The sequence below is a fragment of the Roseovarius sp. genome, assembly GCF_040219995.1.
Lineage (GTDB): Bacteria > Pseudomonadota > Alphaproteobacteria > Rhodobacterales > Rhodobacteraceae > Roseovarius.
Genome location: NZ_JAVJUC010000014.1, coordinates 427,203 through 450,143 on the forward strand (window position 1 = coordinate 427,203; position 22,941 = coordinate 450,143).

At 65.4% G+C, this 22,941-nt stretch carries 21 protein-coding genes; 11 read left to right on the top strand and 10 right to left on the bottom strand.

The genetic code is table 11. The features are described from left to right. The first annotated feature begins 49 nt into the window (after positions 1–49). A complete protein-coding gene (locus tag RID11_RS06275) occupies positions 50–1,597 on the top strand; it encodes a trimethylamine methyltransferase family protein (protein ID WP_350136644.1) in 1,548 nt (515 codons plus the stop codon). 21 nt (positions 1,598–1,618) lie between these two features. Here RID11_RS06275 and RID11_RS06280 read toward each other — a convergent pair whose 3' ends face one another. After that, positions 1,619–1,915 carry a DUF6477 family protein gene (locus RID11_RS06280; RefSeq protein WP_350136647.1) on the bottom strand — a complete coding sequence of 99 codons (297 nt, stop codon included), beginning with the start codon at positions 1,913–1,915 and terminating at the stop codon, positions 1,619–1,621. A 254-nt stretch (positions 1,916–2,169) separates the two neighbouring features. Here RID11_RS06280 and RID11_RS06285 point away from each other — a divergent pair, with 254 nt between their 5' ends. Further along, positions 2,170–3,270, top strand: a complete 1,101-nt coding sequence (locus RID11_RS06285; RefSeq protein WP_350136649.1) for a DUF6456 domain-containing protein — start codon at positions 2,170–2,172, stop codon at positions 3,268–3,270. 1 nt (position 3,271) lies between these two features. On the opposite strand, the gene RID11_RS06290 is transcribed toward RID11_RS06285, so the two are convergent. After that, the gene (locus RID11_RS06290; RefSeq protein WP_350136651.1) at positions 3,272–3,997 is read right to left on the bottom strand and encodes a VIT1/CCC1 transporter family protein; all 726 of its coding nucleotides are present in this window, start codon (positions 3,995–3,997) and stop codon (positions 3,272–3,274) included. A gap of 119 nt (positions 3,998–4,116) precedes the next feature. On the opposite strand from RID11_RS06290, the gene RID11_RS06295 reads away from it, so the two are divergent. Both RID11_RS06295 and lipA read left to right on the top strand, forming a co-directional pair. After that, positions 4,117–5,079 (top strand): hydrogen peroxide-inducible genes activator, encoded by a 963-nt coding sequence (locus RID11_RS06295; protein WP_350136653.1) that lies wholly within the window; start codon positions 4,117–4,119, stop codon positions 5,077–5,079. Positions 5,080–5,220: 141 nt separating this feature from the next. Beyond that, entirely contained in the window at positions 5,221–6,165 is a 945-nt protein-coding gene (gene lipA, locus RID11_RS06300) for a lipoyl synthase (RefSeq protein WP_350136655.1), read from the top strand. Positions 6,166–6,300: 135 nt separating this feature from the next. Here the strand turns inward: lipA and mepK are convergent, their stop codons facing one another. Continuing rightward, on the bottom strand, positions 6,301–6,870 hold the full coding sequence (gene mepK, locus RID11_RS06305; RefSeq protein WP_050661754.1) for a peptidoglycan L,D-endopeptidase MepK: 570 nt from the start codon (positions 6,868–6,870) through the stop codon (positions 6,301–6,303). 325 nt (positions 6,871–7,195) lie between these two features. Between mepK and RID11_RS06310 the strand changes: the two genes are divergently transcribed. Genes RID11_RS06310 through RID11_RS06325 form a run of 4 tightly spaced genes read left to right on the top strand, consistent with a single transcriptional unit; the run spans position 7,196 to position 10,662 of the window. Continuing rightward, positions 7,196–8,812 carry a L,D-transpeptidase family protein gene (locus tag RID11_RS06310; RefSeq protein ID WP_350136659.1) on the top strand — a complete coding sequence of 539 codons (1,617 nt, stop codon included), beginning with the start codon at positions 7,196–7,198 and terminating at the stop codon, positions 8,810–8,812. Positions 8,813–8,851: 39 nt separating this feature from the next. Beyond that, on the top strand, positions 8,852–9,154 hold the full coding sequence (locus tag RID11_RS06315) for a hypothetical protein (RefSeq protein WP_350136661.1): 303 nt from the start codon (positions 8,852–8,854) through the stop codon (positions 9,152–9,154). A 39-nt stretch (positions 9,155–9,193) separates the two neighbouring features. Further along, positions 9,194–9,454 (top strand): acyl carrier protein, encoded by a 261-nt coding sequence (locus RID11_RS06320; RefSeq protein ID WP_350136664.1) that lies wholly within the window; start codon positions 9,194–9,196, stop codon positions 9,452–9,454. Next, on the top strand, positions 9,451–10,662 hold the full coding sequence (locus RID11_RS06325) for a beta-ketoacyl-[acyl-carrier-protein] synthase family protein (RefSeq protein ID WP_350136666.1): 1,212 nt from the start codon (positions 9,451–9,453) through the stop codon (positions 10,660–10,662). Before RID11_RS06320 ends, RID11_RS06325 begins: the two co-directional genes overlap by 4 nt. 336 nt (positions 10,663–10,998) lie before the next feature. On the opposite strand, the gene RID11_RS06330 is transcribed toward RID11_RS06325, so the two are convergent. After that, the gene (locus tag RID11_RS06330) at positions 10,999–11,628 is read right to left on the bottom strand and encodes an invasion associated locus B family protein (RefSeq protein ID WP_350136669.1); all 630 of its coding nucleotides are present in this window, start codon (positions 11,626–11,628) and stop codon (positions 10,999–11,001) included. 422 nt (positions 11,629–12,050) lie between these two features. Between RID11_RS06330 and RID11_RS06335 the strand changes: the two genes are divergently transcribed. Both RID11_RS06335 and RID11_RS06340 read left to right on the top strand, forming a co-directional pair. Further along, complete coding sequence (locus tag RID11_RS06335) at positions 12,051–13,589, top strand: helicase HerA-like domain-containing protein (protein WP_350136672.1); 1,539 nt, start codon at positions 12,051–12,053, stop codon at positions 13,587–13,589. Positions 13,590–13,891: 302 nt separating this feature from the next. Beyond that, positions 13,892–15,190 (top strand): DEAD/DEAH box helicase, encoded by a 1,299-nt coding sequence (locus tag RID11_RS06340; protein WP_350136674.1) that lies wholly within the window; start codon positions 13,892–13,894, stop codon positions 15,188–15,190. A gap of 237 nt (positions 15,191–15,427) precedes the next feature. On the opposite strand, the gene RID11_RS06345 is transcribed toward RID11_RS06340, so the two are convergent. Continuing rightward, positions 15,428–16,114, bottom strand: a complete 687-nt coding sequence (locus RID11_RS06345) for an endonuclease/exonuclease/phosphatase family protein (RefSeq protein ID WP_350136676.1) — start codon at positions 16,112–16,114, stop codon at positions 15,428–15,430. A 49-nt stretch (positions 16,115–16,163) separates the two neighbouring features. On the opposite strand from RID11_RS06345, the gene RID11_RS06350 reads away from it, so the two are divergent. Continuing rightward, the gene (locus tag RID11_RS06350) at positions 16,164–16,802 is read left to right on the top strand and encodes a DUF2238 domain-containing protein (RefSeq protein WP_350136678.1); all 639 of its coding nucleotides are present in this window, start codon (positions 16,164–16,166) and stop codon (positions 16,800–16,802) included. Here RID11_RS06350 and RID11_RS06355 read toward each other — a convergent pair whose 3' ends face one another. The 5 genes from RID11_RS06355 to RID11_RS06375 all read right to left on the bottom strand — a co-directional run bounded on the left by RID11_RS06355 (position 16,803) and on the right by RID11_RS06375 (position 22,696). Beyond that, complete coding sequence (locus tag RID11_RS06355) at positions 16,803–18,224, bottom strand: protein adenylyltransferase SelO (RefSeq protein ID WP_350136680.1); 1,422 nt, start codon at positions 18,222–18,224, stop codon at positions 16,803–16,805. 96 nt (positions 18,225–18,320) lie between these two features. Then, positions 18,321–20,624, bottom strand: a complete 2,304-nt coding sequence (locus RID11_RS06360; protein ID WP_350136683.1) for a xanthine dehydrogenase family protein molybdopterin-binding subunit — start codon at positions 20,622–20,624, stop codon at positions 18,321–18,323. A 3-nt stretch (positions 20,625–20,627) separates the two neighbouring features. Further along, positions 20,628–21,080 (bottom strand): (2Fe-2S)-binding protein, encoded by a 453-nt coding sequence (locus tag RID11_RS06365; protein ID WP_350136685.1) that lies wholly within the window; start codon positions 21,078–21,080, stop codon positions 20,628–20,630. Positions 21,081–21,308: 228 nt separating this feature from the next. Then, on the bottom strand, positions 21,309–21,758 hold the full coding sequence (locus RID11_RS06370) for a GNAT family N-acetyltransferase (protein WP_350136688.1): 450 nt from the start codon (positions 21,756–21,758) through the stop codon (positions 21,309–21,311). After that, a complete protein-coding gene (locus RID11_RS06375) occupies positions 21,755–22,696 on the bottom strand; it encodes a nucleoside hydrolase (protein ID WP_350136690.1) in 942 nt (313 codons plus the stop codon). The genes RID11_RS06370 and RID11_RS06375 overlap by 4 nt, the downstream gene beginning before the upstream one ends. Positions 22,697–22,941: the final 245 nt, after the last annotated feature.

Sequence of the window (22,941 nt, forward strand, 5' to 3'; positions counted from 1 at the left end):
CTGCGGGCGAAAAGGCGACTCAGAAACCACGCAATCAAAGGGTGCATCCATGGCAGAAGCAGCAGAGCGCAGCAGACGGTCCCGGGGCGGCGGCGGGGCCGCACGCCGCGCGGAACGCACCGCCGTCAGCGTCGAGACCGCGCGTTACATCGAGCGCAACATCCCGAATTTCGAGATCCTGACCGAAGAGGCGCTTGATATCATCGAGGCCAATGCCGAGACGATTCTCGAAGAGATCGGCGTGAATTTCGTGGAAAACCCCGCCGCGCTGGAGCGCTGGCGCGAGGCCGGGGCCGAGGTGACGGGCGAGCGGGTGCGTCTGCCGCGTGGTCTGGCACGCAAGCTGATGGCGACCGCGCCGTCGCGGATCACGCAGCACGCCCGCAACCCCGAGCGCACCGTCGAGATCGGCGGCAAGTCCCTTGTGCTGGCCCCGGTCTACGGCCCGCCCTTCGTGCATGACATGGAGAACGGCCGCCGCTACGCGACGATCGAGGATTTCCACAATTTTGTGAAGCTGGGCTACATGTCGAAGTGGCTGCACCATTCGGGCGGCACCGTGTGCGAGCCGACCGACGTGCCGGTGAACAAGCGCCATCTCGACATGCTGCTGGCGCATATGACGCTGTCGGACAAGCCGTTCATGGGTTCAGTCACCGAACCGAGCCGGGCGCAGGACAGTGTAGACATGTGCGGCATCCTCTTTGGCGAGGAGTTCGTGCAGCAAAATACGGTCATGACTTCGCTGATCAACGTCAACTCGCCGATGACCTTCGACGATGTGATGATGGGATCATTGGAGGTTTACGCCAAAAACAATCAGGCCTGCATCCTGTCGCCCTTCATTGTCGGCGGTGCGATGGCCCCGACGACGGTGGCGGGCACGCTGACGCAGGTGCTGGTCGAGGTGATGGCTGGCATCGCCTATTCGCAGCTGATCCGCCCCGGCGCGCCGATGATCTTTGGCGCGTTCGTGACCTCGATCGACATGAATTCCGGGGCGCCCACCTTTGGCACGCCGGAGGCTGCGCATATCACCTATGGTGCGGGGCAATTGGCCCGGCGTCTGGGACTGCCCTATCGTTCGGCGGGGTCGTTCAACGGCTCCAAGCTGCCCGATGCGCAGGCCGCCTACGAGACTGCCAACAGCCTCAACATGGGCCTTCTGGCCGGTGTGAACTTCATGCTGCATTCCTGCGGCTGGATGGAGGGCGGTCTGGTTGCCTCGTTCGAGAAATTCGTGATGGATGCCGATCAGCTGGGTACGCTGCATCATCTGGCAAAAGGCGTCTACATGGACGAGAACGGCCAGGCGATGGATGCCATCCGCGAAGTGGGCCCCGGCGGGCATTACCTGGGCTGCGCACATACCCAGGCGAATTTCAAGACCGCGTTCTGGCGCTCGGATCTGCTTGACTACAAGCCCTACGAGACATGGTCGGAAGAGGGCGGGCGTGACACGATGGCCCTTGCGAATGCGCGTTACAAGAAGCTGCTGAACGACTATCAGCAGCCCGCGCTCGATCCGGGCATTCACGAGGCGCTCAAGGATTTTGTGGCCAAGCGCAAATCGGAAATGCCCGACGCGTTCAGCTGAGCTGACGCGCACCGTGCCCGCTCAGGCGGGCGCGGTCTGTGGCGCGCGCAGGTGCCGCGCCTCGCCCATCATCGCGATCAGCACGTCGACATGGCGCGCCGCGCGGTATCCGGCAGCGCGCGCGGTGCGGTCGCGCTCCAGCGCGGCCTCGATCTCCATCAGGCGGATAAGCGCCTCGGCCGCGCGGGGCAGGGTGGCGGCGCCGAGATGACGCGGCAGGTGCACCGTGCGGTTATAGTCGCAAACCCCGATCCGCGCGGCGCGGATCAGCAGGGGCGGGCGGCGCAAGCCATTGAGAGCACTCAGAACATCCTGCATCACGAAACTCCTTTCGGTTGTGTGAGGCCAGTCCTTGCACGGTTTTGAGCGCCGTTGCCTCTGCGCCCGGTTCTGCGCACGCAGGGCATTGAAATTGTTTACCCTTTGTCAACGAAGGTTGATTTTCTGGAAACAGTTAACGAACCGGTAATCTTTGCACGCTTAAGTTGTGGATAACTCTGTGGATAAGGTGATCCGATGGGACGGGCACCGCAGATTGATCAGGATTGGGGATGGTGATGCGTGATCAGGTGATGAGCAAATCAATGATGCAGACGGTGCCGTCATGGGTGCCAGAGGCGGCGTTGCACTATCTCGCGCATATTGAAAGCGGCATGCCGATCCGGGCGCTGGCGCGGCGATCGGGGCGGCATGCCTCGACCGTTCTGCGCCAGATCCGGGCCTTTGAGACGCGCCGCGACGATCTCTTGGTCGATGAGGCGCTGCGCCGTCTGGGGCAGCGCGTGTGTTGTGCAATGAGTGCCGGTTCTCCTGCCAAGGAGGCCAATAGGATGACAGTTCAGACCAATCCGGAGACGACCGAGGAGAGCGCCACGCTGAGCAATGCGCGCCTGAAGGCCGAGGCGCAGCGTGTGCTGCGGCGGCTGTGCGAGACCGGCGCGCTGCTGGCCGTGTCGGTGGACATGGACAAGGCGGTGGTGGTGCGCGATGGCGGGTCTGGGCAGCCGTCGCGCACCGCAGTGGTGGATCGCGAGGTGGCCGAGGCGCTGGCGCTCAAGGGCTGGATCGCCTGTGACGATCCGGGCCGCATCGCGCGCTATCATATCACCGGCAAGGGGCGTGCGGCGCTTGGGCGGATGCTGGCCGAGGCCGAAAACCTGGCCAGCGGCCTGCGCAAGCCGCCCGTGCTGCTGCGTGGCGATGATGCGGCCGACACGGAGTTGCCGCGCCGCCCGCGCTATGGTCTGGCCGAGAGCCCGCTGAGCGCGTTGGCCCGGCGCCGGGATCGGGATGGCAGCCGCTTTCTGTCGGATGATCTGGTACGCGCGGGCGAACGGCTGCGCGAGGATTTCGAGCTGGCGCAGGTTGGCGCTCGGGTCACGCAGAACTGGGACCGCTTTCTCAGCCATGTGGATGACGGTGGCACCGCGCCGGGGCCGCGCGGTTATAATGCGGAGGCTGCGCGCGCCCGGGTGATTGGAGCGCTGCGCGATCTGGGGCCGGGGCTGGGGGATGTGGCGCTGCGGTGCTGCTGCTATTTGGAAAGGCTGGAACGGGCCGAGAAAAAGATGGGCTGGTCGGCGCGGTCTGGCAAGATCGTGCTGCGCATCGCGCTGCAGCGCCTCAAGCGGCATTACGAGAGCCTGGGCGAGGCGGGGGGCCTGATCGGCTAAGTCAGCCGCCCACGATCCAGCCTACGCCGAAGGCCACCACGGCGCAGACCGTGCCGACCAGCACCGTCTCGCCGACGCTGCGCCAGAGTCGTTCGCCGCTGGCATGCCAGCGCAAGAGGCCAAGCAGCACAAGCGCCACGCCGGTGGCGAGGATCGACAGTTGCGTGGTAGCCGCTGTCGCCTCGAACAGAAGGTAGGGGATGAGGGGGACCGCGCCGAAGGTGATGAAGGCGGCGAAGGTGAAGCTGCCGTTACGCGCCGGGCTTTCGCCGTCGGGGTCGCGCAAGCCGGTTTCCTCGGCGAGGATCATCTCGGCCATCACGTCGGGGTGACGGGTGAATATCCCGCTGGCCTCTGCGGCGTCCTGCGGCGAAAGCCCCTTGCCGCGCAGGATCTCGGCCAGGCGCGCGGCCTGTTGGTCGGGGGTCTCACAGCTGCGCCGACGCTCCTCGGCGCGGCGGGCGCGGTAGAGATCGTGCTGGGCGCGCAGCGACAGGAATTCGCCGAGGCCCATGCTGACCCCGTCGGCAAATAGATTGGCGAGGCCGAAGAGCAGCACGGCGATGGCGCCGACCTCGGCCACGCCTTCGGCCTGCGCGCCGGCGAACCCGGCGACGATGGCGAAGGTGGTGACGATCCCGTCGGTGCCGCCATAGACGATCTGCTTGAGATATTCCTGAACGCGCCCGAGGCGCGGATGGGTGGGCGCGGGGGCCTGCCTCGTCATGGGATGCCTCTGCGTGCTGACGCGTGGGTGCGGCCAGCATAGGCGGGTGCGGGGGGCCTGCAAGGGAAAGAGTGATAGTTTGCACTTGCGCGGAGGCTGGGAAAGCATAACTTTCACGTATGAATATCACCCTGCGGCAACTTACCTATTTCAAGGCGCTGAGCGAGCAGCGCAATTTCGGACGTGCGGCGGAGGCGGTGAATATCTCACAGCCCGCGCTCTCGGTGCAGATCCGCGACATGGAGGCGGCGCTTGGCGCGAAACTGGTGGAGCGGCGGGCGCGCGATGTGGTGCTGACGCCATTCGGGCGGCGCATTCTGGACCATGCCGAGCGGGTACTGGGCGAGATGCAGGCGCTTGGCGAGGCCGCGCGCTGGCAGGGCGGGCTGGCGGGGCGGCTGTCGCTGGGGATCATTCCGACGATTGCGCCCTATATCCTGCCCGGTGTGCTCGAGGCGCTGCGCAGCCGTGACATTTCGCTGGATGTGCAGGTGCGCGAGGCGCGCACCGAGCAGCTGATCGCCGAGATGCAGAGCGGTCAGCTCGATGCCGCGATCATGGCGCTGCCGGTGCCTGCCGACGGGCTGGAGGCGCGGGCGCTGTTCAAGGACCGGTTCCTGCTGGCAGGCAGTGCCGCGCGGCTCGACGCGCTCGGGCAGGGGGTGGAGGCGCTACGCCCGATATCGCTGACGCATAGCCCGCTGTTGTTGCTGGAGGATGGCCATTGCCTGACCGATCAGGCGCTGGAGGTGTGCGGGCGCGGCCGCGGTCATGCGCAGATCGACATGGGGGCGTCGTCGCTGGGCACGCTGTCGCGGCTGGTGGCGGCGGGGTTCGGCCTGACGCTGATGCCGGAACTGGCGGCGGCGACCGAATCGCGGGCCGCGCCGGAAATGCGGCTGCGTCGCTTTGCGCCGCCGGAGCCCTATCGCGAGATCGCGCTGGTGCGTCGAAACAGCACCGAGGAGGCGGCCTGGTTCGAGGAACTGGCCGATCTTCTGAGCACGGTGGGCGGTGGGCTGATCGAGCAGGCGCGCGATGCAGGAGAGGCGGCCCGCGCCAAGGGTGACGCGGGCCTTTGACCGTCGGGACACTCACTCACAGGCGATGGCACTCGTTACCCGTTTTGCATGCACCGGGATGCGGCCTTGCATCACTGGCACTCACCATCGCCATGACTTATAGTAGAAGTACCTTACCAAATCATTCGCGGGGAAAAATTCGTGCGCGATCTCAAACTGCCCGCCGGGCGCCACCCCGAAAAGGCGCATCGGCCCGACAATGCCCAACCGAAGAAACCCGACTGGATTCGCGTCAAGGCGCCGACCAGCAAGGGCTATTTCGAAACCCACAAGATCATGCGCGAGCACAAGCTGGTGACGGTCTGCGAAGAGGCGGGCTGCCCCAATGCGGGCGAATGCTGGGCGCAGGGGCACGCCACGATGATGATCATGGGCGAGATCTGCACCCGGGGCTGCACGTTTTGCAACGTGGCCACAGGCAAGCCGCAGGCGCTCGATGTGTTCGAGCCGGGGCGCGTGGCGGACGGGGTGCAGAAGCTGGGGCTGAACCATGTGGTGATCACCAGCGTCGACCGTGATGATCTGGAGGATGGCGGCGCGGAGCATTTCGCCCAGACCATCCGCGCGATCCGGCACCGCACGCCCGGCACCACGATCGAGATCCTGACGCCGGATTTCCTGCATTGCGAGGATAGCGTGCTGGAGACCGTGGTGGCGGCGAAACCGGATGTGTTCAACCACAACCTGGAAACCGTGCCGGGGCTTTATCCATCGGTGCGCCCCGGCGCGCGCTATTTCCACAGCTTGCGGCTGTTGCAGCGGGTGAAGGAACTTGATCCGACGATGTTCACCAAGTCGGGGATCATGGTCGGGCTGGGCGAGGATCGCCAATCGGTGCATCAGGTGATGGATGACATGCGCGCGGCGGATGTGGATTTTCTGACCATCGGGCAGTATCTGCAGCCGACGCCCAAGCATCACGCGCTGGACCGGTTCGTGCATCCCGACGAGTTTGCGGCCTATGAAAAGGCGGCCTATGGCAAGGGGTTCCTGATGGTGTCGGCCACGCCGCTGACGCGGTCAAGCTATCACGCGGGCGATGATTTCGCGCGTCTGCAGGCGGCGCGCAACGCCAAGCTGGCGTAAGCGGGGCCGGGGCAAGAGGGGGCGCTGCCCCCGTCGCCTGACGGCGACTCCCCCGGAATATTTCTGGCAAGATGAAGCGGATGCAAAAAGGGCCGGTCGTGGTGACCGGCCCTTTTGGTGTCGCATTGTCTGGGTTCAGCGGCCCCAGGTGCGGACCGGGCCGCAATCCATGTGGACAAAGTTGGAGCCGGAATATCTGCCAACGCCGCCGCCGCCGCAGGCCACGCCCGCGCGGTAGATCTGGCTGACCGAGCGGCTGCCGAGGCGCAGATCGGCGGCCTCGCCGATCAGGTGGCGGGAATTCTTGGCGACCCCGCGCGACCGCGAGCGCAGCATCGCGTTGGTCTTGGCGCTGCGATAGCCGCTGAGCAGGGTGTAGGGCTCGCTTGCGTCCAGCAGGTTATGGCTGGCGGCCATGATGTCGATCGTGCGGGTGTCGATGGTTTTCACGTCATTCGTGCGCCAGTCGCGCATGAAGAGCGAGATTTCATTGAGCGCCTCGCGGATATAATTGCCCTCGATCCAGTAGATCGTGTCGAGCCGTTCACCGGTGCGTGGCGAGACCATGCGCAATCGTCGGATATCGCCGGCACCGCGCAGGAAGCCTGCGGCCTGGCTGAATGTCGGAGCTGCGGTGAGTGCCGTGGCCGCGAATGCGGTGAGTATCCCACGGCGAGAGATACCAGTCGAGCTGAATTCTGTCATCGTTTCAAGCGCCTGTCCCGTCGCCTACCTGCGGCCGCTGTCCCGCGACCTTTGATTTCATCCCCAGATGCCCGAGTTGTATGACATAACGAGAATCATCAACCAAGCCCTGATTTGACACATTGCGTGAGAGGCAAGCAATTTCGGCGGGATTTCGCGCATAATTTCCGGTTTGTGACCGGATTGCGCGAACCCTGCCGTGATCGCGTCACGCTCACGCGGTTCTTCCCAGATGTGACAGGAAAAGATTAGGAAAAAATTGAGAGCGTGGCGGTTTGTTGCTTATATGAGGGGAACAGGAAACGCGATTTCGAGGATTTACGTGATGTTGGCAGTGTCTCGCCGCGCCTTTGGTATTTTGACGACGGTCTCACTTTTGGGGGCGGGGCTGGTCTGGTCCGGATCGGCCCGGGCCGATGTGCAGAGCACGGCCTTTCGGCAGGCCGTGGCGGAGGCGGCTGCGTCTGATCGCGACCTCGCGGAATTCTACCGCGAGACCGAGTATCGCCCGGTCTGGACCGACGAGGGAACCGAGGCGCAGGCGCGGCGTCAGGCGCTGGTTCAGGCGCTGTCGCAGGCCGGGATGCACGGGCTGCCCGAGGCGCGCTACGATCTGGACGGATTGATGGCACGGATGGGGGCGGCGCGCTCGCTGCGCGATCTTGGCCTGATCGAGGTGGCGCTGAGCCGGGCCTATCTCGACTATGCGCGGGACGTGCAGTCGGGGGTGCTGGAGCCGAGCCGTGTGGTCTACGAGATCAAGCGCGAGGTGACCGACAGCCCGGCGACGGTGCTGCTCGGTGATCTCATCCGTGCCGATGCGCCGCATAAGGCGCTGCGCGCGCTGCCGCCGCGCACCAATGAATATTCGCGCCTGATGAAGGAAAAGATGCGGCTGGAGCATCTGATCCGCGAGGGGGGCTGGGGCCCAACGGTGCCTGCACAAAAGCTTGAACCGGGACAGGGCGGGCAGGCGGTGATCGCGCTGCGCAACCGGCTGGTGGCGATGGGCTATCTGCGGCGCAGTGCCAGCACGCTTTATGATGGCGCGATTCAGAGTGCCGTGCAGGAGTTTCAGCGCGATCACGGGCTGGAGACGGATGGCATTGCCGGTCCCTCGACGCTGGCCGCGCTCAACCGGAGTGCTGCCGAGCGGTTGCAATCGGTGATCGTCGCGATGGAGCGGGAGCGCTGGCTGGCGCGGGATCGCGGCACGCGCCATGTGCTGGTCAACCTCACGGATTTCAGCGCGCGCATTCTCGACAATGACAGCCTGACCTTTCAGACCCGCGCGGTGATCGGCAAGAATGTCGGCGACCGGCGCAGCCCGGAATTTTCCGACGAGATGGAGCATCTGGTGATCAATCCGACATGGCATGTGCCGCGCTCGATCGCCGTCAAGGAATACCTGCCGCAGATGAAGCGCAATCCGAATGCGGTTTCGCATCTCAAGCTCTATACTCGGAACGGGCGCGAGGTGCCGCGCGGGGCGGTCAATTTCGGGGCCTATAACGCGCGCAATTTCCCGTTCGCGATCAAGCAGCCGCCCTCGTCGCGCAATGCGCTCGGGCTGGTGAAGTTCATGTTCCCCAACAAGTACAACATCTACCTGCATGACACGCCGCAAAAGGCGCTGTTCGACCGCGAAAAGCGGGATTTCAGCCATGGCTGCATCCGTCTGCAACAGCCCTTTGATTTCGCCTACGAGATCCTGTCGTCGCAGGAGGCCGACCCCAAGGCCTATTTCCATTCGGTGCTGGGCACCGGGCGCGAGACCTATGTGCAACTCGATCAGCATGTGCCGGTGCATATCATCTATCGCACCGCCTTTACGCAGGCGCAGGGCCGGGTGCAGTACCGCGATGACGTCTATCAGCGGGATGCGGCGATCTGGGAGGCGTTGCGCAAGGCGGGGGTTTCGCTGGCGACGGTTCAGGGCTAAACACCTCTCCGACGAGAGAGGTGGTGCATGGCCTTCGGCATGGATCAAGCGGCCCGCGCATGTGGCGTTGAGGCCAACGGCGCGCGGCGCAGCGCGCGGCGTGGGGCGGACGTCGGCGGCGACGGGGCCATCCATGCCGACCGCGGTCTGTCGATATTGAAACAGGGCCCTGCGATGCTGGCGCAGATCGGCGGTGCGCGGGTGGCGCGCCTGTCGCGCAGTCCCGCAATGCAGGCGGACCGCGCGCCCGAGGCGTTCAAGGGGCTGCGACGTCTCAAGAGATTGTTTGACGATCTGGCCCAGCTTAAGAAAACTGTTACAGAACTGACGCAAAAGACCTGAAACCCGCCCAGACCGGGCCGCATCAGAAAGACCCTACCCATGAGCAGCATTCAGGACCGTGTCATCCGTATCATCGCCGAGCAGGCGGTGCTGGAGCCTTCAGACGTCACTCTCGACAGCACGCTGGAGGATCTGGGCATTGATAGCCTTGGGCTGGTGGAGAGCATCTTTGCCATCGAGGAGGCGTTCGACATCTCGGTGCCGTTCAACGCGAACGAGCCGTCGGAGAGTGATTTCGACATTTCCTCGGTACGCTCCATCGTGGCGGGGATCGAGCGGCTGATCGCGGAGCAATCGTGAAGCGCGTCGTCATTACCGGAGCGGGCACGATCAATGCGCTCGGCCATGATGTGCCTGCCACGATGGAGGCGATGCGCGAGGGCCGCTGCGGCATCGGTGAGCTGGAGTTTCGCGATGTCGAGCGGCTGTCGATCCGGATCGGCGCGCAGGTCCGGGACTATGATCCCGAGGCACAGTTCAACCGGCAGCAACTGGCGCTTTTCGACCGGTTCACGCAGTTCACACTGATCGCCGCGCGGCAGGCGATGGCGCAGGCGGGGCTGGAGTTCATCGGCGAGTTGGCGGCGCGGGCGGGGGTGATCCTCGGCAATTCGGGCGGCGGCATGACCACGCTCGACGAGAATTACCGCTCGGTCTACGAGGAGGGCAAGAACCGGGTGCATCCCTTCGTGGTGCCGAAGCTGATGAACAATGCCGCCGCGTCGCACCTGTCGATGGAATACAACCTCAAGGGCCCGTCCTTTACCGTCTCGACCGCCTGTGCGTCGTCCAACCACGCGATGGCGCAGGCGTTTCAGATGGTGCATGGCGGGATCACCCCGGTGATGGTGACGGGGGGATCGGAATCGATGCTGTGCTTTGGCGGGGTCAAGGCGTGGGAGGGCCTGCGCGTGATGAGCCGTGATGCCTGTCGCCCGTTCTCGGCCAATCGCAACGGCATGGTGCAGGGCGAGGGGGCGGCGATCTTCGTCTTCGAGGAGTTGGAGCACGCCCGCAAGCGCGGCGCCGAGATATTGGCCGAGGTGGCGGGGTTCGCGATGACCTCGGATGCCTCGGATATCGTGATGCCCTCGAAACAGGGGGCGGCGCGGGCGATTCAGGGGGCGCTGCGCGACGCCCGCGTGAACCGTGAGGATGTGGGCTATATCAACGCCCACGGCACCGGCACCGCCGCCAATGACAAGACCGAAAGTGCTGCGGTCGCCGATGTGTTCGGCGCGCATGCCGACAAGCTGATGATTTCGTCCACCAAGTCGATGCATGCGCATCTGATTGGTGGCACCGGGGCGGTGGAATTGCTGGCCTGTATCATGGCGCTGCGCGACGGGGTGATCGCGCCCACCATCGGCTATGAGGAGCCGGACCCGGAATGCGCGCTCGACGTGGTGCCGAACGTGGCGCGCGAGGCGCATGTCGAGGTGGCGCTAAGTAACGCCTTTGCCTTTGGCGGGCTGAATGCGGTGCTGGCGCTGCGGCGTTTCGGGTAGGGGTATTTGGGCCTGTTGCTGCCGTTGACGTCCAGAACCAATGCGCGGAATCAAGGTGCCGCAGGCACCGCCGCGCAGCGCCCGACCGCCCCCTCGGGCGGGCGCTTTTGCAACGTTTCAAGCGATTGAAAACGCGGACGTGTTTGGCTGGCATAAAGTGCGGTCCACCAAGGTTGCTGCGCCCACCCGGCGGTCGGGCACCGCGCGGCTCATCTCGTTAACACCAAAGGTCCGCAACAGGCCTATCCCGGCAAAACCTGTCCCCAACGCAAAACTCCCCCGGCGAAAGCCGGAGGAGCCATGTCTTGCCCGTTCTGGATCGGACCTGTGCCCGGCTCAGTTCGACAGTTCCGATGCCGCGTCATAGGCGGCGGTAAAGCCGGCAAGCGAGGCGTCGATGCGCACGGTCTGATCGGGGGCCTGTGCCGGGACGATCTGGATGGTCGCCTTCACGCCACGCTTGAGCGCGTCGACTTCCGGCTGGGTCAGGCCGATGCGGGCGAAACAGCCGCCCATGGTGCAGAACGAATAGGCGTAGCTCTTGGCCTTGCCGCCATCGACCGACAGCTTGACCTCTTCCGAGAGCAGCGTGCCAAGTGGCACGGCGATGGTGGCCCCGGCGACGACATTGCCTGCATTGCCCAGTTTGTAGAGACTGAACTCTGCCACCGGGTTGCCTTCGGACTCGGTCAGAAGCTGGTACATCTGGCACAGTTCGGGGGTGTCTTCGGTCTGGTTGCGGAAACACTTGAGCTGCCAGTCGTCGAAGCTTTCCTTGATGTAAGAGCCGTCCTCCTGCACCTCGCGCCCGGTATCGAGCCCCTGGGTGAGCGCACTGCCGGTATCCGGTTCGGTCTGTTCTGTGCCTTGCGCGGGTTCGGCAGGGGCCTCTGCCTCCTGCGCGCCGACGGTGGTGCCAAGAGCGAGCAGGGCAGCGATGGACAGGCGTGAAATGAACTTGGACATTGGTTCCCCATTACATGGTCGGTTGATTTGGTGCGATTTAACATGTCATCCGCGCGCTGTCAGGCGCAAAACACCGGACGCGGTCCGGCCCGTGGCGGGTTTTCGCGCGGAGAGCCGGTCGGCCCGGCCCACCGTGGTCGGGACAAAAAGAAAGAGGCCTTGCGGCCCCCTTCCTGTTTCTCCCCGTCGGACTGGCCGACTTAGTTATTGCAGCGAACGCTAGGACAGAAACCCGCATGCGTCAACAGGCTATGTCGCAAGCGCCCGAAAAAAGGCCGCACCCGGAGGGCGCGGCCAGTCTGACAGGGAGGAAATGCCCGGACCCAGAGGACATTCGGCCCCGGGCATGAATTCAGACTGGCACAGAAAGGTTAACTTTGTATGGTCAAGCCGTGACGATTTCTGGACGAGGGTAGTGAGCCGTGACCAATTCCATTTTCATAGGCGGCGGCGGGCCGGACTATTCCGAACCGCAGGGACTTCTGCTGAAATACGCCAACCGGCACGGGCTTGTGGCCGGGGCGACGGGCACGGGCAAGACCGTGACGTTGCAGATCCTCGCCGAAGGGTTCTCGGATGCGGGCGTGCCGGTGATCCTGTCGGATATCAAGGGCGACGTGTCGGGCATGGCTGTGGCGGGCAGCGCCGAGCACAAGCTGCACGCGCCCTTTTCCGAGCGCGCGGCGACCATTGGGTTCGACGCGTTCCGCTATGACAGTTTTCCCGTGGTGTTCTGGGATCTCTTCGGTGAGCAGGGCCACCCGGTGCGCACCACGATTGCCGAAATGGGGCCGCTCTTGCTGTCGCGTCTGCTGGGGTTGTCGGATGCGCAGGAGGGCGTGCTCAACATCGCGTTTCGCGTGGCCGACGAAGAGGGCCTGCCGCTGCTCGATCTCGATGACCTGCGGGCGCTGCTGCTCTGGGTGGGCGAGAACGCGGATGCGTTATCGCTGCGCTATGGCAATGTGGCGTCAGCCTCGGTGGGGGCGATCCAGCGGTCGCTGCTGGTGCTGGAAAACCAGGGGGCGGCGCATTTCTTTGGCGAACCGGCGCTCGATCTGGCCGATCTGATGCAGGTCACGCCCGAGGGGCGCGGCCATGTCAATATCCTCGCCGCTGACCGTCTGGTGCAATCGCCGCAGCTTTATGCCACCTTCCTGTTATGGCTTTTGTCGGAACTTTTCGAGACGCTGCCCGAGGTCGGCAACCCCGACAAGCCGAAGCTGGTGTTCTTCTTCGACGAGGCGCATCTTCTGTTCGATGACGCGCCCAAGGTGCTGGTGGACAAGGTCGAGCAGGTGGCGCGGCTGATCCGCTCCAAGGGGGTGGGGGTCTATTTCATCACCCAGAACCCCGATGACGTGCCCGAGGATGTGCTGGGGCAATTGGGCAACCGCTTTCAGCATGCGCTGCGGGCCTTTACTGCGCGCGACCAAAAGGCGCTGCGCCGCGCCGCCGAGACCTATCGCCCCAATCCGCGGTTTGATACCGGCGACGCGATCCGCGACGTGGGTGTGGGCGAGGCGGTGACCTCGATGCTGGAAGGCAAGGGCGTGCCGGGGGTGGTCGAGCGCACGCTCATTCGCCCGCCTGCGACGCAGCTTGGCCCCTGTGACCCCGAGACCCGACGTGCGCTGATTGCCGCCTCGCCGGTGGCGGGCAAATACGACACCGCGATCGACCGGCATTCGGCGCATGAGATGCTCGCTGCGCGGGCCGAGGCGGCGGCGAAAGCGGCCGAAGTGGCAGAGGTGGAGGCCGAGGCCGAAGAGGAGAAGGCCCGCGAATTCAACACCGCGCGGCGCTATTCCGGCGGGGCCAGTCCGGGGCGTGCGCGCCGGGTGTCGGGCTCGGACGGGATCGGGGGGGCGCTCGCCTCGGCGCTGGTCAAGGAACTCAAGGGCACCACCGGGCGGCGCATCGTGCGCGGTATTCTGGGCGGTCTCTTCAAGGGCCGCTAGGGCGCGCGCGGCGGATGCGCTATGCGTGCCGCAGCGCTTGACTTTCGCGCGGCAGGCCGCCATATGCACCTCAACCGACATTTCCTGCCGCGTGAGCAGCACGGCCCCTGAGACGGGGCGCATCTTATGAAATGTCGCGGACCTGTTCCCAAAATCACGCGTGGGGCCAAACACCTGTCGGAAGGCGGGGGCAATCGGCCCTTTGTCTTGGCCCGTCAGGTGCAACCACGACGACCGGGCGGCGATCTATGCCGCCTGCACCGGGCTTTGGGCAGATGTCCTGGCCCCCGAAAGGATACGATTTGAACCTCTTTGACGAAATGGGCCTGCCCCAATCGCTCACCCGCAAGCTGGCCGCGACCGGCATTACCGAACCCACCCCGATCCAGACCCATGCCATCCCGTATGCGATGAACGGTCATGACGTCCTCGGCCTTGCGCAGACCGGCACCGGCAAGACCATGGCCTTTGGCCTGCCGCTGATCACCGCGCTGATGGAGGCGCCGGGCAAGCCTGCGCCCAAGACGATCCGCAGTCTGATCCTTGCGCCGACGCGCGAATTGGCGGGGCAGATCCGCGATGCGCTTTTGCCGCTGGTCAAGGACAGCCCGATCAAGATCAACCTTGTGGTCGGCGGCGCCTCGATCAATCCGCAGATCAAGCGGCTGGATCAGGGCACGGATATTCTGGTGGCGACACCGGGCCGGTTGCTCGACCTTATTGACCGGCGCGCCGTGCGGCTTGATACGGCGCGGTTCCTCGTGCTCGACGAGGCCGATCAGATGCTCGATCTGGGCTTTATCCATGCGCTGCGCCGGATCGCGGGGCTGCTGGCCGCCGAGCGTCAGACCATGCTCTTTTCGGCGACCATGCCCAAGCAGATGGAAGAGATCGCCGCCAGCTATCTGACCCATCCCAAGCGGGTGCAGGTCAGCCCTCCGGGCAAGGCCGCCGACAAGGTCACCCAGGAGGTGCATTTCATCGCCAAGGCGGCCAAGCCCGATCTGCTGATCGAGCTTTTGGGCAAGCATAAGGGCGAGCTGGCGCTGGTCTTTGGCCGCACCAAGCACGGCTCGGACAAGCTGGCGCGCAAGCTGGAGCAGGCCGGATTTTCCGTCGCCGCGATCCATGGCAACAAGAGCCAGGGCCAGCGGGAACGCGCCTTGAAGGCGTTCCGCGACGGGCAGGTCAAGGTGCTGGTGGCCACAGATGTGGCGGCGCGCGGCCTTGATATTCCGGATGTGAAACACGTCTACAATTTCGAGTTGCCCAACGTCCCCGACAACTATGTCCACCGCATCGGGCGCACTGCGCGTGCGGGCAAGGACGGGGCGGCGATTGCGTTCTGCGCGCCGGACGAGATGGGCGAATTGAAGGATATCCAGAAAGTGCTGGGCACCACGATCCCGGTGGCCTCGGGCCGTCCATGGGAAGTGCTGCCCGATCCCAAGGAGAAGAAACCGCAGGGCCGTGGCGGCCCGCGTCGTCACGGTGGCGGCGGCGGTGGCTTTGGCGGCGGTGCCGGGCAGGGCAAACCCGGAGGCGGTCGGCGTCGCGGTGGCGGCGGCGGTGGCGGCCGGGCCCGGTCGAACGCGGCGTAGGCTGGGGGAATTGGCCTGAGGCTGCCGTTGCCGTGAGCCGCGCATCGTCGGGCCGCGGTGCGGCGATCCAACCTCAGTTTTGAAGCGCTTTATATTAACCAAGTCCGAACAACATCCGAGCGCAGAGCAGGTTGCAGCCAAATCGCCGTGCCCGGGGGGCGGCCCGGCGATGCGCGGCGGCCTTACGGCCGCGTATCGCGCAGGGTACTCCAATCGGATGTCCGCGTCAGACCAAACTCACCGTCTGGCCACATCTGCCCAGACCGGCAGGTGATCGGACGCCACGCGCGCGGGGCGCGCGCCGTGGACGCCCGTGGCTAGAGCCTCGAGATCGGGGCTGAGCGCCAGTCGGTCGAGCCGTGCCACCGGGCGCGGGGCCGGAAAGCTGGGGCCGGTGGCCACGAACCCGACCCCTTTCGCGGCGGCATCAAGTGCCGCCCCGCCGCGCCAGTCGTTGAAATCGCCCGCCAGCACGGTGGGGCAGGGCGCCAGCCGCGCCAAGGCCCGCATGATGGCCGCCACCTGCAACAGCCGGTGGCGCCGCACCAGTCCCAGATGCAACCCGACCACGCGCAGCGGCCCCAGATCCGTATCCAGATCGGCCCGCACCGCGCCGCGCGGCTCGAGCCCCGGCAACTCGATATGCTGGGTTTCGATCACCCGCAGGCCGGGCTGTAGCAGCATCGCGTTGCCATGCCAGCCGAGCGAGCCGCCGGGCTGGCCGAATTCCACCACATGCCAGCCTTCGGCCTCGGCCATCTCGTGCGGGAGGGCGGCCATGCGGGGCGCAAGGCGCTTGTCGGCCTCCTGCAAGACGACCACCTGCGCGGCGAGGTCAGCGATCACGTTGAGGATGCGGTCCGGCCTGCGGCGCAGGTCGAGCCCGACACATTTCTGAAGGTTATAACTTGCAATCCGGATCATCGACGCCCTCATTATCCCCTGATAGCATCGAAAAATGACAGGAGGCAGCATGTTTTCCGGCCAGACCCTGCTGACCCGGCTGATCTGGATGGCGCTTGGGCTGATCGCGCTCGATGCTCTGGTGACAGGGGAGTGGTCGCTGGCCTTCATCGCGCTGGCCACGCTGGCGCTGTCGATGGCCCCTGTGGTGGTGGCGAGATGGGCCGAGATCGACGTGCCGCCCAGTTTCCTCACCGCCATCGTGGTGTTTGTCGGGGCCACGCTTTTTGCCGGGGAGGTGCTCGATTTCTACGAGCGCTTCTGGTGGTGGGACATCGTGATGCATGCGGGTTCGGCGATCGGGTTCGGGCTGATCGGCTTTGTGCTGGTCTTCATGATGTTCCAGGGCGACCGTTATGCCGCGCCGCATTGGGCGGTGGCGTTCTTTGCCTTCTGCTTCGGGCTGTCCATCGGTGCGCTATGGGAAATTTTCGAGTTCGGCATGGACCAGATATTCGGCATGAACATGCAGAAATCCGGGCTGATGGACACGATGGGCGATCTGATCATCGACATGATCGGGGCGGGGCTGGGGGCCGCGTCGGGCTTTGCCTATCTCAAGGGGCAGGCCTATGGCGGGTTCACCGGCGTGATCGACGAATTCATCCGCCGCAACCCGCGCCTGTTCCGGCGGCTGCGCGACAAGTGATCAGGTGCCGCAGAACGTGGCGCGCACCACCTCCGCAGGTTCGGGCGGGCGTGTGAGATCGGCCGCGTCGGGCTGATCGTCAAAGGGGTTTGCCAGCACCGACAAAAGCCGCTCGAACGGTGCGTAATCGCCCGAGACGGCCGCGTCGATCATCTGCTCTACCCGGTGGTTGCGCGGGATGAGGGCGGGGTTGGCGGCGCGCATCACCGCCTCGGGATCGCGTTCGTTCGCAATCCGCGCGCGCCAGCCTTCGGCCCATGTGTCAAAAGCGTCGCGCTCAAGGAACTGATCGCGCGCGGTGCCGTCGAGAAGGCCGCGGAAGGTGTTGGTGAAATCCGCCCGCCCTTCGGCCATGCGCGTGAGCAGGTCATCGACCAGGGCGGCGTCCTCGGCGCTGGCATTCTCAATGCCGATCTTGCGGCCAAAGCTGCGCCGCCACTCGGTCTCGATTTGGTCGGGCATGGCATGGACAAGGGCCGTGAATTCCTCGATCGCGGCGTCTTGGTCGGGCATCAGCGGCACAAGGGCAGTTGCGAATTGCGCCATGTTCCAGACGATCACATGCGGCTGGTTGTCATAGGCGTAACGCCCATGCGCGTCGATGGAACTGAATACCTGGTGCGGGTGATAGGTGTCCATGAAGGCGCAGGGGCCGTAATCGATCGTCTCGCCGGAAATCGCGGTGTTGTCGGTGTTCATCACGCCGTGGATGAAGCCCACCGAGAGCCAGCCCGCGATCAGCTTGGCCTGCCGGCGGATCACCTCGGCCAGCAGATGGGCGGGGCCCTCGATCTGCGGGTAATGGCGGGTGACGGTATAGTCGTAGAGCGCGCGCAGCCCCTCGATATCGCGGCGCGCGGCGAAATACTGGAACGTGCCGACGCGCAGATGGCTTGCGGCGACGCGGGTCAGCACCGCGCCGGGCATGCCGCCGGTCTCGCGGTAGACCGGCTCTCCGGTCTCGACGGCGGCGAGGGCGCGGGTGGTGGGCAGGCCAAGCGCATGCATCGCCTCCGAGACCACGTATTCGCGCAGCACCGGCCCGAGCCAGGCGCGCCCGTCGCCCATTCGGCTGTAGGGCGTGGGGCCGGAACCTTTGAGCTGAATGTCGCGGCGTTGGCCGTTGCTGTCCACAACCTCGCCCAGCAGGAGTGCGCGACCGTCGCCCAGTTGCGGTGAGAACCCGCCGAACTGATGACCGGCATAGACCTGTGCCAGCGGGTCCGAGCCGGGGGGTACGGCGTTGCCCGCAAAGACCTGCGCGAGTGCGGCCTCATCGGCGGCGTCGATCCCCAGATCATCGGCAAGCGCTGCATTGAACCGGATCAGGCGCGGTGCGCGCACGGGCACGGCCGTCTGCCGGGTGTAGAACCGCGGGGGCAGGGCGGCATAGCTGTTATCGAAAGGTATCTGCAGCGTCATACTGTCATACATAGTTGCGTCTGCGCCAAACGCAAACGCCGACATGGCCGGGCTCGCATGTGGCCGGGTCCCGCCGATGCGGGGCCCGGTCGTTTTTTACACCTCGACGCCCATGGGCAGGCTGCGCCGCCGCGTGCCGGTGGCGGCGAACAGCGCATTGGCAAGCGCAGGTGCCACCGGGGGCACACCCGGCTCTCCCACGCCGGTGGCGTGTACCGAGAACGGATGGTCGACGATATGGGTGACGACGTTGCGCGGGTAGTTGTCGGAGCGCACCACGTCGTAATCGTAGAAATTCGACTGCACCACCGCGCCGTTTTCAAAGGTGATGCCCGAATGCAGTGCCAGCGTCATGCCCATCACCGCAGCCCCCTGCATCTGGCTTTCGATACGCTCGGGATTGGCGGCAAAGCCGCAGTCGATCGCGAGGTGCATCTCGGGGACGGTGATACGGCCATCGACCAGTTTAACCCGCGCCGCACAGCCGACATAGGAGACGAAGCTGCGATGCACCGCGAGGCCGATGCCTTCGCCCTCGGGCAGGTCCCGGCCATAGCCGATCCCGTCCGCCGCGCGATTGAGAACCTCGGCCAGTCGCCCGGTTTCGATGGGGAACTCCTGCATCGGCTCGCCATAGTTCCAGAAGTCTTCGGGCAGACCATCGGCCTTCGGGTCCATGACGCGCGGGGTGCCGATCAGGTCCAGCCACATCTGCCGCTGATCCTTGCCCAGCTCATGCGCCAGTTCGCCCACGAAAGAGCCCACGGCCCAGGCATGCGGCACGTTCGACACCGAGCGGAACCAGCCGATCCGGGTATGCGCCATGGCCTTGCCGCTTTCACAGCGGATATTGGCAATATCAAAAGGCAGGTCGGTCATCCCCATGCCCTGTTCGAGCGGCATGGGCAGGCCGTCGTCGGGGGCAAAGGTGCTCTTGATCGACGGGGCGACCGAGCGGTGTCGCCAGCCCGTGACCTGACCCGCGTCATCGAGCGCCACCTCGATCCGTTCGGCGGAGGTTGTGTGGTAGAACGAGTGGCGCACATCGTCATCGCGGGTCCATTGCACCCGCACCGGTGCGCCGACCTCGCGCGACAGAAGTGCCGCCTCGGTGACGTAATCGGCCTTGGATTTGCGACCAAAGCCGCCGCCCAGAAGGGTGACGTTCAGCCTGGCCTGTTCGGGGTCCAGCCCGAGGGCCTTGGCGGTGTCGAGCCGGGCGGTATAGGGGCTTTGCACCGGGGCCCAGATTTCGAGCGCGTCGCCGGTGTAATGCGCCACCGCCGCCGGCGGCTCCATCGGGATATGGGCCATGTGGGCCTGGGTATAGGTCTGCCCGAAGGTCCGGGCGGCCTTGGCAAAGGCGTCCTCGATGTCGCCCTTGTCGCGGGCCACCGTGCCCGGCTTTTCGGCCGTCGCCTTCATCTCTTCCATGAACGGGGCCGAGGTGTAGTCGCCATGCGGCCCGGCCTCCCATTCGATCTCAAGCGCGTCGCGGCCCTTGGTGGCGGCCCAGGTATTGTCGGCCACCACGGCGATACCGCCGAGCGGCGCGAATTTCTGCGCCAGCCCGCCATAGGGCAGTTCATGCACCGCGACCACGCCGGGCACCTCGAGCGCCTTGGAGGCGTCAAAGGATTTTGCCTTGCCGCCCACCACGGGCGGGCGCGCGATGAGGGCGGTCTTCATCCCCTCCAGCATCACGTCGGCACCGTAGACGGCGTCACCGGTGGTGATGTCGCGCAGGTCGGTGATCTGCACCTCGCCCTTGCCCATGTAGCGAAATTCCGCATCGGTCTTGTAGGCGATCTCTTCATGGGGGGGCACGGGCTGCGCCATCGCCGTCTCGGCCAGGTCGCCAAAGCCGAGGGTCCGGCCATCGGGTGCTTTGACCTGATGCATCTCGACCGTCACATCGGCGGGGTCAATGCCCCAGCCGTCGGCTGCGGCCCGGGCCAGCATGGTGCGCACCGCGCCGCCCATCCGGCGCGCGGCTTGAATGTGATGGCGCATCGAGCGCGAGCCGTCGGTGTCCTGATTGCCGTATTTCGGCTCGTCCCCCGGGGCCTGCACGATGGTGACGCGGGCCCAGTCGGCCTCCATCTCGTCGGCGATGACCATCGGGATCGAACTGCGTATGCCGGTGCCCATTTCAGAGCGGTGCGCGACCAGCGTGACCGTGCCATCGCTGTCGATCGACACGAATACCAGCGGGTCATCGACGATGCCGCGCGGCATCGCCGCCGCCCCGGTCTTGTAGGTTTCGAACGCCTCGGCGCGTCCGCCATAGGCGGCCAGTGTGAAGGCCCCGGCAATGCCCAGGAAGCCGCGGCGCGACAGCTTGCTCAGATGCACCTCTGTTGCGGTGTCATCCGTTGTGGTTTCAAGATATTTCAGCATGGTTCAGCTCCCCGTGCTTGCGAGACGAACGGCCGCGACGATCCGCTGGTAACAGCCGCAGCGGCAGACATTACCCGACATCGCGCTCAGGATTTCGTCATCGGTCGGTTTCGGGTTCTCGGCCAAAAGGGATGCAGCCTGCATGATCTGCCCGGCCTGGCAGAAGCCGCATTGCGGCACGTTCAACTCGCGCCAGGCGGCCTGAAGCCGGTGGTCCCCCGATGGATCAAGACCCTCGATGCTGGTCACCTCGCGGCCCTCGGCATCGCCGACCGTGAACTGGCAGGAGCGTTCGGCCTTGCCGTCGACATGGACGGTGCAGGCGCCGCACAGGCCCACGCCGCAGCCGTATTTCGTGCCGGTTGCCCCGGCGAGGTCCCGGATCGCCCACAGGAGCGGCATCGTGGGGTCGTCGCCGACCTCGGTTTCGGTTCCGTTGAGTATGATTTTAACCATGATTTAAATCCCTTCGCTGAGTCACTTTCGGCTCTGGCTTTGAGGTGCCGCCCGGGCAGGGGCGACGGTCGTGCAGGTCCGGCCAGCGACCGTTGCACGTCTTGAACATCATCTTGACAGTGTGCGCCTCGTCGCTCAACGCGCAAGGGTTGTGCGAAAATCGGGTATTTGCGTCGGTGAAACAGGCAGGAACCCGCGCAGCCTGAGCGCGTGCAGGGTCGGTTGCGGTCAGTCGAAGATGCGGGTCATCAACATGTAGTCGTCGCGCGGCGCAAAGCGCAGACGTTCATAGAATGCCAGAGCGGAGGCGTTGTCGCGCCGGACCTCGAGATGCAGCGCGCGTAATCCCGCCCCGGCCAGCGCCTTGGGCAGGTTGCTCAGCACTTCCGATCCGATGCCGCGCCCGCGCACCGCGCGGCGGATGTAGATCTCATCGACGAAGCCGACCATCCCGGCGAACTCCATCGACCAGCCAAAGCTGAGGATGACATAGCCGATGGGCGCGCGGGCCGGCCCGATCAGGTAGGCCACGCCATGCGGGCTGCCCTCGAGCAGGGGGGTAAGGGCGGCGCGCCGGGTGGTGTCGTCCTGCACGATGCCTGCCTCGTCGTGAAACGCCGCCACCAGCGGGGTCAGCCGCTCCAGGTCATCGGGCCGGGCCAGGGTGAGTGCGGTCATAGCGTGGCCAGCCTTTCTGTCAGGAGGTCAAAGAACCCGTCGGTGTCGATATCATGTAGCACCTTTGCGTTGGGCGCGCGACCGGTGACGCCCCACCAGTCCATCACGGTCATGCCAAGGGTCAGGTCCGATTGTGTCTCGACCGTCACGTTGACGGCGCGGGAGGTGAAAAGATCGGGACACAAGAGCCAGGCGATGGTGCAGGGGTCATGCAGCGGGCCGCCCTCGCCGCCGTAGCGAGCAGGGTTGTAGCGCTCGAAAAAGCTGGTGAGATCGGCCACGGCGCGGCCCACGGGGGTGCCCAAGGCACGCAGCGCGGCGTTGCGGGCGGGGGTCACCAGCGCCTTGTGCGTGACATCGAGGGGAGCCATGACCACGGGCACGCCTGCGCGCAGCACGATATCGGCGGCGGTGGGATCGACGTGGATGTTGAACTCGGCCACCGGGGTGACATTGCCAAGGGTAGAATGCGCGCCGCCCATCAGGACGATCTCGCGCACCCGCCCGACGATGTCGGGGGCGCGGGTGAAGGCGGTGGCGAGATTGGTCAGCGGCCCGAGGGCCACCAGCGTGACGCTGCCCGGCGCGCGGTTGCGCAGGGTGTCGATCAGGAAATCCACGGCATGGTCTGCATGCAGGGGCATTCGCGGCGCGGGCAGGTCGGGGCCGTCAAGGCCGCCTTGCCCGTGCACATGTTCTGCGGTGACCAGATCGCGGCCGATGGGACGATCACAGCCCGCGCAGACCGGCAGATCGGGGCGCCCGGCCAGTTCGCAGATCATCCGGGCGTTGCGCGCGGTCAGTTCGAGCGGCACATTGCCCGCGACGCAGGTCAGGCCCAGCACCTCGATTGCCTCGGGGGCGGCCAGTGCCAGCAGGATCGCCACGGCGTCATCCTGTCCGGGATCGGTGTCTATGATGATCTGCCTGCGCGCCACATGTCGTCCCTTTTGCGATTGCGCGGACCATGCGTCCGGCGGGCAGCAATGTCCACCACTTCGCCGGTCCTGTCGGCATGGCCTTGCTACCTGCGAATCATCTCGGGCGTGCCGCGCGGCAGCACGGTGCCGCGCTGCGGCACCGGGGCCGCAAAGCCGCATTCCAGTGCAAAACCTGTCGGGTACGGGAAATATTTCATAGTTATCCGGCTCTTGGCCCCGGCTTTCTGTTTGGGTTTCGCGCC